This window comes from Acidiferrobacter sp. (genome assembly GCF_054609335.1).
Map to the genome: position 1 here is coordinate 1 of NZ_JBTRWP010000062.1, position 13,727 is coordinate 13,727.

General features: G+C 64.5%; 13 protein-coding genes. 2 read left to right on the top strand and 11 right to left on the bottom strand.

Translation table 11 applies throughout. From position 1 onward, the window contains the following. The first annotated feature begins 170 nt into the window (after positions 1-170). Positions 171-1,373, top strand: a complete 1,203-nt coding sequence (locus ACYCTF_RS12605) for a lactonase family protein (protein WP_461284982.1) — start codon at positions 171-173, stop codon at positions 1,371-1,373. Positions 1,374-1,962: 589 nt separating this feature from the next. Here ACYCTF_RS12605 and ACYCTF_RS12610 read toward each other — a convergent pair. Next, entirely contained in the window at positions 1,963-2,706 is a 744-nt protein-coding gene (locus ACYCTF_RS12610) for a methyltransferase domain-containing protein (protein ID WP_461283548.1), read from the bottom strand. 702 nt (positions 2,707-3,408) lie between these two features. Between ACYCTF_RS12610 and ACYCTF_RS12615 the strand changes: the two genes are divergently transcribed. Then, positions 3,409-4,722 (top strand): NAD(P)/FAD-dependent oxidoreductase, encoded by a 1,314-nt coding sequence (locus tag ACYCTF_RS12615; protein WP_461283547.1) that lies wholly within the window; start codon positions 3,409-3,411, stop codon positions 4,720-4,722. 86 nt (positions 4,723-4,808) lie between these two features. Here ACYCTF_RS12615 and ACYCTF_RS12620 read toward each other — a convergent pair whose 3' ends face one another. The 10 genes from ACYCTF_RS12620 to ACYCTF_RS12665 form a co-directional block, all read right to left on the bottom strand. Further along, the gene (locus ACYCTF_RS12620; RefSeq protein WP_461283546.1) at positions 4,809-5,219 is read right to left on the bottom strand and encodes a hypothetical protein; all 411 of its coding nucleotides are present in this window, start codon (positions 5,217-5,219) and stop codon (positions 4,809-4,811) included. Positions 5,220-5,444: 225 nt separating this feature from the next. Next, positions 5,445-6,374: a beta-ketoacyl synthase N-terminal-like domain-containing protein gene (locus ACYCTF_RS12625; protein WP_461283545.1), complete on the bottom strand. Its 930-nt coding sequence runs from the start codon at positions 6,372-6,374 to the stop codon at positions 5,445-5,447. Next, positions 6,371-7,450: a beta-ketoacyl synthase N-terminal-like domain-containing protein gene (locus ACYCTF_RS12630; protein WP_461283544.1), complete on the bottom strand. Its 1,080-nt coding sequence runs from the start codon at positions 7,448-7,450 to the stop codon at positions 6,371-6,373. The genes ACYCTF_RS12625 and ACYCTF_RS12630 overlap by 4 nt, the downstream gene beginning before the upstream one ends. Positions 7,451-7,478: 28 nt before the next feature. Continuing rightward, positions 7,479-7,763 (bottom strand): phosphopantetheine-binding protein, encoded by a 285-nt coding sequence (locus ACYCTF_RS12635; protein ID WP_461283543.1) that lies wholly within the window; start codon positions 7,761-7,763, stop codon positions 7,479-7,481. Between the two features lie 23 nt (positions 7,764-7,786). Beyond that, entirely contained in the window at positions 7,787-8,977 is a 1,191-nt protein-coding gene (locus ACYCTF_RS12640) for an ABC transporter permease (RefSeq protein ID WP_461283542.1), read from the bottom strand. Further along, complete coding sequence (locus ACYCTF_RS12645) at positions 8,974-9,981, bottom strand: ABC transporter ATP-binding protein (protein ID WP_461283541.1); 1,008 nt, start codon at positions 9,979-9,981, stop codon at positions 8,974-8,976. Before ACYCTF_RS12645 ends, ACYCTF_RS12640 begins: the two co-directional genes overlap by 4 nt. A gap of 70 nt (positions 9,982-10,051) precedes the next feature. After that, a complete protein-coding gene (locus ACYCTF_RS12650) occupies positions 10,052-11,056 on the bottom strand; it encodes a BtrH N-terminal domain-containing protein (protein WP_461283540.1) in 1,005 nt (334 codons plus the stop codon). Continuing rightward, positions 11,053-11,457: a hypothetical protein gene (locus ACYCTF_RS12655; RefSeq protein ID WP_461283539.1), complete on the bottom strand. Its 405-nt coding sequence runs from the start codon at positions 11,455-11,457 to the stop codon at positions 11,053-11,055. Before ACYCTF_RS12655 ends, ACYCTF_RS12650 begins: the two co-directional genes overlap by 4 nt. Positions 11,458-11,472: 15 nt before the next feature. After that, positions 11,473-12,630, bottom strand: coding sequence for a beta-ketoacyl-ACP synthase III (locus ACYCTF_RS12660; RefSeq protein WP_461283538.1), 1,158 nt, complete (start codon positions 12,628-12,630; stop codon positions 11,473-11,475). Then, on the bottom strand, positions 12,627-13,589 hold the full coding sequence (locus ACYCTF_RS12665; RefSeq protein WP_461283537.1) for a dialkylrecorsinol condensing enzyme: 963 nt from the start codon (positions 13,587-13,589) through the stop codon (positions 12,627-12,629). The genes ACYCTF_RS12660 and ACYCTF_RS12665 overlap by 4 nt, the downstream gene beginning before the upstream one ends. Positions 13,590-13,727 lie beyond the last annotated feature (138 nt).

Genomic DNA, 13,727 nt, shown 5'->3' on the forward strand with positions numbered 1-13,727 from the left:
ACCCATCCGGCAGGGCCAAATCGGTCGTCCCGGACTTACACCCTGGGCCCCTCAGCGATCATGAAAAATGCGCCCTCAGATATCGTGGCCGCTCTCAGCGGGCCCCCGAAAGACTGATGGCTTCGCCCAGGGCAGGGCTTAAGCTCCGTTCCACTAATCGGAGTATAGGTATGGGCAAAATATCGAAATCTGCCTTTCTTGCTGCCCTGCTGGTAACAACGCTTGCGCTGTCAGCTTGCCGCTCCTCGCACGGCAGCACGGCCACAAGCGCAGCGCCGGCGCCCTCTGCGCCGACTACTAGTTCTCCGGGTAGCTCAGCGGCACCCGCGCCCGCGGGAGACTCAATTACCCCTACCGCACTGGCGATCGTAACGAACAGTGGATCCGGCACCATCGCGACGTACACCGTCAGCAATGGTCAGCTCTCCGCTGCGCCGACGGCCGTGACGAATATCGCAACATCGTCGTCGCCGCGATGGATTACCCTCAATGGCGGGTTCGCGTACGTCGCCAACATGGGATTTGATGATGTGTCGACCTACACCGTGAATCACGGCGTTCTCTCGACTGTCCCTGTCAGCACGACCGCACCCATTGCGGGGACCTCTCCCAACAAGATTATCCTAAACAACGCTGACACACTGGCCTATGTCGGCAACCTAGGAGCAGGGGACGTTTCGACCTACGCCATCCATAACGGCCTTTTGGGAACGGATCCTGTGAGCACAACGACACCAGCTGCGGGCTACTACGTGGCCGGCATCATCCTAAGCCCCTCCGGCTCCCACCTTTACGCCGTTTATTTTCGCAACTCAGGTTCATCTGGCGATGGGTACGTCGCCTCGTACACCGTCACGAATGGAATTCCGACGAACACGCCCCTGAGCACCACAACGGTGGCCCCCAACACCAACCCGATGGGCATTGCCATCAGCTTGTCGGGGCAGGACGTGTATGTCGTGAATACAGGCACGGGCGACATATCGACATATGCGGTCGCGAACGGCGCCCTCTCGACGAACCCGGTCGCCACGACCACACCGGTCAACGGCTCGAGCCCTTTCATAGACGCCCTCGATCCTTCTGGAGACACGCTGTACGTGGCAAACCAGGGTACAGGCACCATAGCCTCCTATAAGCTAAATAACGGGCTCCCAGCCGCTACGCCCCTCAGCACCACCAACCCTATCAAGGGTTCGGCGCCTTTTTGCGTCGTGGTGGGGGCTCGTGGTCAGTTTGTTTATGTGACCAACGAAGGAGGCGACACGCTTGCCTCATACGCCATCACAAACGGCGTACTATCGCCCGATCCCGTGCGCACTACGACCGCAGTCCCGGGGTCCGGGCCTTTATGGATCGCGCTTGCCCCGTAGCGCGGTGGTTTCCTAACTGAAATAGGGCAGGGCGGTGCCCTTCACGGTCGTCGGCCGACACAGTCGGCCACTTTGGATCGCCCGGGGCCCGCCCCATCAGTCTCTCGTTAGTGATTTGCGAAGCCCCGGGGGCCTTTGTGGATAGCGAGGCATGGCGTGTTCTGAAGACCGCTTGCGGCATGGCTTGCCTTAAACGACGCCCTCCGCTCTGTTTGGATTGTGGGATGCTGGGCCGTCGGTGAGGGGGTATCCGGAGGCCTCGCTGGTCGCCGGCACCACGGACAGCTAGGGCCACGATGCGTATTCGCCGTTTGGGGGCATGACAATGGTGGCGTGAACGCGAGAACACCAGTGCGCCCACGGGCGCGCAGGTCGCGATGTCATTGGGGGTGAAGGGATCCGCAAGGCTTGGCTTGTCCCAAGAATGCGCTACATTCGGCCTCAAAAAGACCGGCGGAAGCCATAACCGATTATGCCTGCCGCCTTTTGGGTATATGGGCACGCCGTATTCTCTGAACGGGGTGTCCGGGAGATTGGGAAGGTGCGCCTTTTACGCGCATGCAGAGACGTGTGTGCCGGGCCTTCTGCGTCAGGCGTCTAATGACGCAGCGCGCACCTCGGCCGCGGGGAGGCGCGCGACGAGCAGCACGTTGGCAAATAGCGTGCCACGACTCATGGGGACCGCCGTGACAGCGAAGCCCAGGGCATCGAGACGCGTAAGCCAGGATGCGAGGGGACGGCAGTGCAGTCGCTGCCGTCGCGCTGCGCGGAGGGACACCATGACGGCATCGACCAAGCGCGTGACGTGGAAACGCCAGCCGGCGGCGGCATCCCCTATACGCAATAGCAGGAGTCCGCCGCGAGGCGTAAGCGCCTCGCGCACACGCTCCAGGACGCCATCCTGAGATGGGCAGTCGATATAGTGCAGCACATCGAAAATAGCGACGACATTGGCAACACCAAAAGCGCTCGTGCGTATGTCGCCGCACGTGACGCTACCGGCCGTAAGCGCCTCGCGCGCGCGCGCCGCGTCACGCCCGGCCCGCTCGATCCCGTGATAGGAAGCAAAGCGCGGTGGTCTCGGCCACGAGGCGGGCCACGAGGCCGCTCGCCAACGATCGTGGGCGGCCGTAAGCCACGACGAAAGGAGGCCCAGGCCACAACCGAGATCCAGGATATGCGCGTCGTCGGGTATGAGCCCGCGCGCCAGAAGCTCGGCAAAGATGGGGTCGCGCGCCAACTTGCCGCGCGCGAAATGCCAGGGAAACCGGCCGGCGCTCCGATAAGGGGCCGCTGCCGCGTCGATCAACTCGTCTATCACCCCCTTCGACACGCCCCCTCCCTTTGGTCGTCCCAGGTCGAAGCGACCCGAAGCCCGTCCACCCTGCGTGCAGCACCCTGCAGGCCCCGCCATAGGCGCCTTAAGCGGACCTTCGGGTGGGAACCCTCTCCGCGCCCGCACGGACCCGTGCGCCCCCAATAGCGCTCCCGCCGAGCGTCCTGAGCAGTATGCCAAAGGCCGAGGCCTAGCGGCAAACCTTCACCGGACCCCACCTCGACCCCATTACTATGTGCCTGCCTCTACAACAGAGGTACGGCCAGTCCGGCCCGGCATGACTGCTTCCCCCAGTCGACCCCCCGCGACGGGCCTTGGCTTAAAACGCGAGCGGCGAGTCTCTGCCCGCCGCGAGGTGCACCGACCGGCCAGGACGCGAGCGTCACAACCGAGGACTGCCTTACCAGTTGAGCGATATCAACCCATGCGCACGGCGAGGTGCCATGCTCATGGCGCGTCTCGGCCAGGGCAGGCGAGGTTGCGGCACCTCATGGAGCAAGCGTCCGAGGGCACAGCGTTCGCCGCCATAGAAGCGAGTTGGGACGGCGCGGGCGCTTGGGAGTGCTTACGACAACCCTGAGGCGCGGTGGCAAGACATTCCGTGGTATGGCATTGCGAGCGGCGCGCCGCATCGCGCGCGCGAGGTAGCCTTACAAGCACGAAGGGATGAGCTGCCCTTATAAAAAACGGGAGGATGGAATGGCGGGTCTGACCCAATCTGGAGCTACTGTGGAAGAGTGCGATGTACTCGTAATCGGCGGAGGCCCAGCGGGATCGACTGCCGCCGCACTGCTCGCCCAAAAAGGGCATCGGGTCGTGGTGGCGGAAAAAGACCACCATCCACGATTTCATGTCGGCGAATCGCTCCTGCCCGCCAATCTCCCACTTTTCGAGCGACTCGGGGTCGCAGACGAGATACGCGCGCTTGGGATGGTGAAACGCGGAGTGCAATTCGTCTCGCCCTGGCATGAAAATACGAGCCAGACATTTGCGTTCAAGGATGCCTGGGACAAAACCATGCCGCACGCCTATCAGGTGCGACGTTCCGAATTCGATGAGGTCCTGTTGCGAAACGCGGCACGCAATGGGGCCACCGTCATCGAGGGTTGCCGGGTGCGCAGCGTCGAGAACGCGCCCGCCGATGCGGGTTCGCTGGTACACGCCGACGACGGATCGGCAACGGGTCGGACGTGGCATACGCGCTACGTGATAGACGCGTCGGGGCGCGATACCTTCATGGGCAACCGTGAGCGCATGAAGTATCGCAATCCCCGTCATAACAGCGCCTCCCTATACGCGCACTTTCGCGGGGCGATACGGCAAGAGGGCGAGGCCGAGGGAGATATCTCCATATTCTGGTTCCAACACGGGTGGCTTTGGTTCATCCCGCTGCCTGACGGCGCGACCAGCGTGGGGGCGGTGACTTGGCCCTACTACATGAAGACGCGCAGCACCGATGTCGAAACGTTCTTTCGGGACATTATCGCGCAGGCCCCGGAATTGGCCGCGCGTCTTGCGTCCGCCGAGATGGTGACGCCCGTGGAGGCCACTGGCAACTTTTCCTACTTCTGCGAGCGCGCCTACGGACCGAACTACGTACTTGTGGGCGATGCCTTGTCATTCATCGATCCCGTCTTCTCCTCGGGAGTCCTGCTCGCTATGCAGAGTGCCTTCGCCGCTGCCGGTGCGGTGGATACAGGCCTGCGGAAACCCGCGCAGGCGCAGGCGGCACTCAAGGGTTATGAGCAGGCGATGCGCGGGGGCCTAAGGAAGCTGTCCTGGTTCATCTACCGGATCAATCACCCGTCTATGCGCGATCTTTTCATGGGGCCACGCAATATCTTCCGGGTCAAAGAAGCGCTGTTATCGGTGCTCGCGGGGGATATCTTCGGGGACACGCCGATCTGGCGTTCGGTCGCGGCCTTCAAGGCCATCTATTACTGGAACCAAGTGCGTAACCCGCGGCGTTCGATCGCGGCCTGGCAGAGACGGCGCGTCAGTATTCGCGTCTAACGCCCGCGCCAGGCGGACGCAAGCGGCGCGCTATTCGGGTTGGAACCACGGGGCGGCATCACGCCGCCCCGTGGGACCGATAAGGCTTACTTGTGATATCCGCTTTCCTTGGGGTTTACGCGAATGTAGATGAGACCCTCGGCGGGGCTACCAAAATAGCGCTGGGAAAACGTCAACTCTCCCTCGCCTTTGTAGTACCAATCGGTTCGATAGGTGTCTCCGCCGAAATAGAAGGGAATGAATTGCTTGCCGGTGATGTGGCCGGCAGTGCTCGTCGGAGGCCCGATGAGGCCCTGGACCTCTTGCCGGCTCATTCCGGGACGAAGCTTGGCGAACTTGCTGCCGGGACGCGGCTTCCCATTCAAATAGGCGGTGTGCTTGGCATGCGTCTTAGCCGCCGGATGACTCCCCGAGCCTGCCGAAGCCCCGCCCGATGGGGTCGCGCAGGCACTCAAAGAGCCTATTGCCACGAATACCAATAGTTTCCACTTCTTCATAAATCCTCCCGTTTTTGTGCCTTTTCAGGAAATGACTCTAGCAGGTAACGAAGGTTGTGCCAATGATTATGGTAGCCCCGGGAACGTATGATCGTAAGAGTCCCCACTACGGCCCATATCCTCGAATTGTGGGTCTTGCAATGCTGGAATTGTGTAGGCGAAAGCGTGAAAGTGGCGACATATTTCTGGGAAAGGCGCGAAGCCTCCTGGACGTTTGCTGCACGACTAGGCATGCTCAATATGGCAAAGGATGGTCACGAAGCGCCCGCGGCCGTCGGCCGATATATGGAGCAAAGTGGCGGGGCGCGAAGATGGGTCGCGCAGACCTTGGGCGACCGCAAAAGCGGAGGACGTCGGGTAGTCTCCACAGTCCGCCATTGGGGTGCGGAGCGTCGCGCGGGGCAGAAGGTCGACAAGCTCGGTGACGAAGGGCCGTGGCACGTGTGACCCCGATGACACAAAGACAGGACCTTGTGCGACAAGGTCCACCAGGCGCTCGTGGAGTCGCTGCCAATCGGCCGCGCGCGGGGCGTTGAGCCAGCGCATATCGACGAGGCGACCTACGGCGCGCGCGGGCTCAGTCGAGAGCACGAGCCATGCGCTCCCCTCCCCCGGACTCTCACCGGGGGGAGGCCTGTAGCGGCGTTCGAGTTCCGCGATCGAGGGAGCGCTTTCGTCTACGCCTCCGACCAGGGCGTGGCCGAGACCTTCCTCGATCGCGATGCAGGCCTGACGAAGGGCCCATTCGAAGGACAAGACCCCTTGACTGATCGTGAGGTTAGGTCCAGCGAGGCCCGCAAGCCGTGCAATGTAATAGGTCGCCGTGTTGCTGTTCATGTTGACGAAATCGAACGGCGAAACCGCGGGCGGGCCCGTGCGCGTCTGCGCGAAAACCCGCGCCGGAGTCCTTTGGTCGCCGAGGCCCGTGGCGAGATACACCCCGGTGGACGTAGGGGGCGTGGCCTCGCGGACTGAGGCGAGAGCGCCCACGGCGGCCAAGTGGATGAAACGCGAGGCCTGGCGCAAAGATCGGCCGCAGAGATCCTGGACGCGCAGGGCGAGCGCCTGATCGAAGGCCTCCGGCCCGGAACAGCCATCAAATACGCAGCTGCGAGCGAAGGTTGCGGGCGCATGGAAGTAAATGGCGCGGCTCACGACTCGAAACCCACAATCAAAGAGACATAGCTTGCCCCGAAGCCAAAGAAATTGAGCTGATAGGGGCCCGACCTTGCGGCCAGGGGTGCTCGCAGGGGTGCCAGAGAAAGCGCCGGATCGGCCTCCTCGAAGCCTGCGGCCGGGGGCACGAAGCCCGCCTCGAGACAGGCGAGAAACGCTGCAGTCTCAAGAGCGCCGCTCGCCCCCAAGGTGTGGCCGAGGCTTCCCTTGAGGCTGGTCACAGACGGCAGGGGGCCATAGAGTCTGTGCAGGGCGATGGCCTCGGCCTCGTCGCTATCGGTCGAGCCCAGGCCGTGGGCCTTTATGGCCACGATATCGCGCGGCTCGCATTGGGCCGCGTGCAAGGCCTCGGACATGACGGCGTGCATGGCGTCGGCGTCCGGCGCCTGTCCAGCCGGCCCCATGGCGGCGCAGACGTGGGCCCCGCCGAGGATGACGGCGCGCGCGCTGCGGAAATCGGGCGAGGACGCCTGTAGGGACAAGGCCGCCAGACCCTCCCCTAAGTGGAGTCCGGCGCGATGACGGTCGAAGGGCCGGCAACCGCGCGGATCAAGGAGCATGAGCGATCGAAAACCGTTCAAGGCGATGGGGCTCAAGGCCTCGAAACCCACGACCAGGGCGGACGGGCACTCGCCGCGCGCCAACGCCCGCGCGGCCAATAACAAGGCGTTGGCGCTCGACGAACAGGCCGTGGACAGGGTCAGCGGCGCGCGTTCGAGCCCAAGGTCCTGGGCAAGGTCGCAAGCTACGTCACCGCATGACCCTAGCCACTCGGGGCCCTGCCCCACGTATTCACCCAGAAAGAAGATGCCGGAGGTCCCGACGACGAGCCAGGCGTCCGGCGCAGGGAGCGCGGCGTGCGCCGGCCGCGCCACATCCGCGAGGGCAGCGCGCAGGGCGCCGGGACTGGGCGTGAAATCGGCGCGGTCCATGGCGGCCGTAAGGTCCCCCCGGTCCTGCCCTGGGAAGGCAGGCAGGCCGCGCGGCGGCGCAGCCCTCCCCTCACGCAGGGCTCGCACGAGCTCCGCCGGCCCCGTCCCAAAGGGGGTGCGCATGTGCCAAGCCGCGAAACCCGCCCTCACATCACGCGGCACCGGCGGCCTGGAGATAATGCGCGAGCGTGCGCACGGAGCCCAGGGCGCGACGCGCCTCCTTGCTGTCTTCGATGCGAACGGCGTACTGCTGGCTGAGCGCCAAGCTGATTTGAAGCACGTCCAGGGAATCGAGGCCCCAGGGGCTTGCAGGCCCTATGAGCGGCGCATCCTCGTCCAAGGTCTCCGCGGGCTCAGGCCGGTTGCAGGCCGTCACGATCAGCTGCTTGAGCGCCGCCACAAGCTCATCGTGATCACCGACCGTCGTTGCTCCCATCCCTCGCCCTTCCCCGTCTCTATCTACTGTGGCCGCAGCTCGCGGTGAAATCGTACGGCCGCCACGATAAGGCAGGCCGCGCCAAACCCAAGCAAACGTAAGGTGTCCGGAAGAACGCCGGCCAGGCCATCGCCGCGCACAAAGATCGCCTGGAATCCATCCAGCCCCCACGACATGGGCGAGATCACCGAAAGCTCTTGCATGGCCGCTGGCATCACCATCTTCGGGACCAAAATGCCACCGATGGCGGCCATGATCAAGACAGAGACGGCCCCAAAACTCGTCGCCTGTTCCTGGCTTTGAACAAAGGTCGCGAGCAACAGGCCGTAGCCGATCGCCGCCAGATTGGCGGATGCCGCGACCACCACGAGGGCGAGCGGCGCGTGGCCGACCGTGAGCGCGTCGCCTCCAAGGAGCGGCAACACATACATGGCTTCGGCCAGTACCATGAGAAGCTGAATGCTGTTGATCAGGAAATAGGGCAGGATCTTGCCGACGAGCAGCACCCACGAAGGCACCGGCAAGGCCCGTAGGCGGGTGATGATGCCCTGCTGGCGCTCCTTGATGACGGCGACCGACAATGGCACGGTCAGGAAAAACATCGCGAGCAGTGTCCAAGCCGGGGCGTTTTGCTGCGCGGATGTGGGCGTAGGCGCGCCGTCCAGCCCGCCTTTAGCCACCACTAGACGCAGAGGCGCCGGCCGGACACCGGGGCTGTGAGGCGCGAAGCGGCGCACGATGGACGCCAGATCGTCTGTGGCGACGCGCGCGAAGGCGCGACGCACAAGCGATATCCCGAGGGCGCGCATCTGGGCCGGCAGCGCCGGGTTCGCATAGAGGACTGCCGTGCGTGGCCGCACGCCATGTCGCCTCACCCCCAAGACCACCGCGAGCGCGGCATGCCCCTCGCGCACCAGGCCACGCACGCGCGCGCGTTCGGCGCGGTTGTCCGGAGAGATCCGCGCGGCTACCGTCAGAGAATGCTCGCGCCTTAATGCGGCAAGCAGTCGTTGCGCACCCACCCCCGGTCCCGCCAGGAATACGACGCGCATAGGCCTTGGGATGGTCTGGCGGAAGGTATCTTGCAGCGCGAGCGACATGATGAGCACGAAGACCGCGGGCATGACGATCAGCATGAGCAAGGCCTCCTTGTCACGCAAAAGCCCGAGCGTCTCCTTGACCAAGGCCGCCCGCAATTGCGATAAGCGCCTCACGACCCATCCCGCAACTGCGTGCCGGTAAGCGCAAGGAAGGCCTGCTCCAGATCGCGCGCGCCGACTGCCACCGAGAGCGGCCGGATATGGACATGCGCCAGCATCTTCAGGATCGCCGGTAGTCGCCGATAAGGGTCGTCGGTGATGAGCGTGAGAAGCGGCGACCTAACCGCCACATCCTCGACGCCGGCCATGGTGCGCAGGATGTCGGCCGCCGCCGCCACGGCGCGGGGGTCGAAGCGCAATTCAATGCGATTGCCGGTGAAACGCGCGAGCAGTGCGCCGAGCGCGCCCTGGGCGATGAGGCGTCCCCCATCGAGAACTGCGATCTCGTCGCACAACTGCTCGACCTCATCCAGATAATGCGAGGTATAGATGATGGTCTTGCCGGCGCGGTTCAAGGCCCTCAGGTTCTCATGAATGGCGTGGCGCGACTGAGGATCGATGCCCACCGTGGGTTCGTCGAGCACGAGCACCGGCGGATCGGGCAGCAGCGTCGTGGCAAGATTCAATCGTCGCTGCTGGCCGCCGGAATAGGTCTCCACCCGTCGATGAGCCAGGTCCTGGAGCCCCGCGAATTCCAAGCCGAACGCCACGCGCTCGCGCAGCCTCGCCCCGGAAAGCCCGCTCAATCGCCCGAAGGTCTCGAGATTCTCGCGGGCGGTGAGGCGCGGATAGAGCGCGAGCGACTGCGGGGCAAGCCCGATCAGATCTTTGTAGGCATCGGGGGCCTCCGCGAAGCGCAAACCATGCACCGCGATGCTGCCGGAACGGGGACGCATGAGCGCGCAGAGCATACTGAGCAGTGTGGTCTTACCAGCCCCGTTGGGCCCCAGCAACCCAAGGAGCGCGCCCTTTCGCACCACCAGGCTCACGTCCTCTATGCTGTCGCGCTCGGCGCGCCGATAGCAGCCGAAAAGGTTCTGAATATCGACCGCGAGCTCCGCCTCGGCGGGCGGCCGCGCAAGGGGCGCTGGAGCAGGTCTTGGGAGCGAAGCGGCCATGCTCAAGAGGGTAGCAGCGCGCGCCGGGCAAGGCTAGGCAAAAGCCATAAGGGGCAATGGCAAGGTTCGCTCATATCGCTGCCCGCAACGCCCGGAACAGGCGCTCCTCGCGTCCGGCCAGTTGAGTTAAGAGGGCCGCGAGTTCCCCGTAGGCGCCCGCGTCGGTCCTGGTACCCTTGCAGATATGGGCCCCCACCAGCGCAAATTGCCGCCATTCATCCCCGATCGCAGTCATCTCCCGCGACAAATCCTCCAGCGCGGGAAGGACGAGGCGCAGGCCCGCCTCGGCAAGAAAGGCAGCGAACAGGAAGCGAAACCCCGCCCCGCCGGTCCCGATCTCCTCCTGCATGCGCACGATCTGCGCGACCTGCGCACGGGCGCGGTCGACGCCAAGGCGCGCGGGCCAGCGCCCGATGTCGCGCCCGAGCGCCCGTATGCCACGCACGCCCACGGGTAAGAGCGGGATATCGAGCATCTGGCGACAGGTCGACCGAATGCCCGCGCGTATGGCGTCTTCGATGTCAGGATCGTCGGGTATCGATTCCGGGTAATACAGGAGACCACGGGGGGCGAAGGCGCCGCGCGCGAAGCGGGCGCGTACGAGCGCCTCTGGCGCACAATGAACAACCTCCTCGAACACCGTGTCGCTCAACCAATAGCCCACGTCATCGCGCGCGAAGGCCACGAGGTTGTGACCATTGAACTGGAAGCGCATGGTCGAAGGGAAATACGGCAACCAGTAAACACAGGTCTGAAGGCCCACGGCGAGCCCCTGTGAGAGCAGTTCCTCGAGCCGGCGCGTAGCGGTCTCGGGGTCGCGGAAACGCTCGTAGCGCATGCGGATGCCGAGGCGACGCGTAGCAAGGCGGACGATGGCAAGCGGCGCTACGCGATAGGCCGTGACTGGGAGACCCCCGACTTTCAATAATCCCGTGTGCAGGAAAAAAAGCCCGCTGCCCACGCCAAACCACAAGGGCTCGGACAGGTCCAAGCCCCGGTCACGCAAGAGCGCTCCGAGCGTGCCGGTTTCGCAGTGTCCCGAATGCCGGTGCGGGAAAGCGCGCGGGGCGCTCATCCCCCCAGCCCCGGCAGGCGCGCCAACTCGGCGACCGACAGGCCGAAGGCGTGGGCGTAGCGTTCGAGCACGGCGTGCGAGAGCCGCGCAAAGACCTTGGGCCGCAGGTGGCGGCGCACGCGAAAGCGTGACATCCCCGTATTGGCCGCGAGCAACCGGTAATCCATCTGGCAGACCGTCATGTGGTAGGCGAGCGCGCTCACCTTCCCCGCCAACACCTGAAGGCGGACCGCTTCCAATTGCTCCCGCAGAGCATCCCGGGCGTGCTCGTTGACGATGCGCTCTACCTCCCAGCCGCGGCTTGCCACCACCACGTAGCGGCCCTGCGCGTCCAGGGCGTAACAGGCGCGACGGCGCCCCTCGAGGACCGAATCGTCTTGCGGGACCTCGTGCGCCCTCATCCCCGAATCTCCCGGTCAGACGACGGTGAGGTGCACATAGCAGGTCGCAAAGCGTGCGCTCTCCGGCACGAGACAGAGGAGACGCTGACCCTTTTGGAGGACGCCCGCGTACAAGAGCTCTTCGAGCATCACATACATCATGGCCGAACCGACATTGCCCCTTTGGGACATATTGCTGAACCACTTCTCGAAGGGGATGGGGAAACCGATGGCCTCCAGGGCCTTGCTCAAGAGCGGCCGGAAGTACTCGGAGGAATAGTGAGGTAGAAACCAGTCCACATCGCGCGCCGCAAGCCCGCGCCTCGACGCGATGGCCGCCAGGGGGCGGGTGACGGCTGCCTCAACGATATGCCGATCCAGCAGGCGCGTATCCTGTTTGACAGTAAAGTAGCGGTCACGGCTCGCCTCTGCGGGTGATACCTCTCGCCACCCGCGCAACCGCCCGTCCGCGTCCCGGTGCGCGCCGCTGTACATGCACACCGGAAGTTCGCCGGCATAGGACAGGCAATCTATCCAGTCGACACGCAACGACGGGCCTTGGGCCGCAGGCACGGCGCGCAAGACGGCGGCACCCGCGCCGTCCGACAACATCCAGCGCAGAAAGTCCTGCTCGAAGGCCAACACGGGCTGCCGCTCCAGCGTCCCGATGTCGGGCTCGGCATCGAAGTTCTCAGCGCGCATGAAGCTCGAGGCGAGCTCCGAACCCGTACTTACGGCCACGTTAGCGCCCCCGCCTGCTACCGTCATGTAGGCATACTTAAGGGCGGTGGCGCCCGCCGTGCAGACGCCGGCGATGGAGCTCACCTCCATGGGGGGCGCCGCAAGCGCGCCCTGCACCATGTGCGCATGGCCGGGCTTCAACTGGTCTGGGCTGCTCGTGCCGCAGGCCAGGCAGTTCACATGCCCGAGAGGCACATCAGCGCGCGCAAGCGCGAGCCGCACGGCCAAGGCGGCCATATCGGCGTTGCTGTGGGTGAGCACACGAGTCTGCGGATCGATGGCGTAGAAGCGGCGCTTGATGCCGTTTCTCGCCAGGACCAGTCGACGGGCGCGGGATGGCAGGCCGCCCGCCATGCCGAGCACCGCCTCCATCTTATCGTTTTCGACGGGCGCGTTCGGAAAAAAGGCACCTAGGGCAGTGATAAAAACAGGCCGCAACACGGATTCTTTCACAAAAATTCACCACAACGATCGCAGTTGCTGCCAGAGGGGGCTTCGAGACGCTGCGCCGCCGCGCGCAGACGTCCCGACAGGAAGGGTCGCAGTAGCCATGCCGCTGCCAGGGTCACAGGCAGCACAGTCAGGATCATGGTCGCAAGAAACGTGGCGTAAAACACCAAGGCCACCCGTCGCGGGCGCGAGCCCGGGGGGCCGATGCGCCGCAGGAGCCGGCCCCAGAGGAGAAAACTCCGATGACCTATGCGTTCGCTCGCGATGTAGTGGGGATCGACACGCACGGCACCCAAGCCGCGCAGCAGGCTTTGCGTGGGTGCCCCCTGCAGGGTCGGGAGCGCGCTGCGCAAGGCGCGACCGAATCGCGCCGCGCCCTCGATGTCCGCGGCGCTCACGCCGGCTGCGGGAAAGATTTTCCAAAAGGCGTCTTTGCGCCCGGTCAAAAGCCAGCGCGGGGTCGTGATGAAGGTGCTCCACGGCGGTCCCCGGTCGATGAGCACCACGTTATCGATGAGCCGCGCGCCGCGTCGTTCGAGGAGCGCGATCACCTTCGCCTCGGCGGTAAGCCACATGTTCCGGCAAGCGATGAGGGTAATGACTGGCCGCCCGGCAAGCACGCGGGCGGCGTCCGAATGCAGAAAACCCGTGATCGGCAGGGAGGGCGACAGAAACCAAACCTGGTAGGCCAGGATAATCAGGTCGAAGTGCTCGTCCGGATCGAAGGCGACCGGCGCGATCGCTGGCGGATCCAAATAGACTGATTCCGGAAAGACATCCAAAAAATCCAGAAATCTCCACGGGAACCTATAGGGCTCGCGAGGGGCGATGGCCGCATCCACGACCTCGATGTCCAGGCAGTCCCGTAGGGGGGCGACGAAGGATTGCACGGCCCGCGTCAACTGGCCCGTTTGCGAGTAGTAGACGACGAGTACGCGTTTTGCGGCGTGCGACGGTGCCATGATCAATGATTTCCCGCAACCTGCGCTGCGCTCGTACGTCCGAAGCGGCGATCGTCCGATACTTCAAAAACGGGCGAACGCCTCGGGCTGAGTATAGCGGTCGGCCCATACGCGGTAAAGGACGCGCCATCGGCAGCC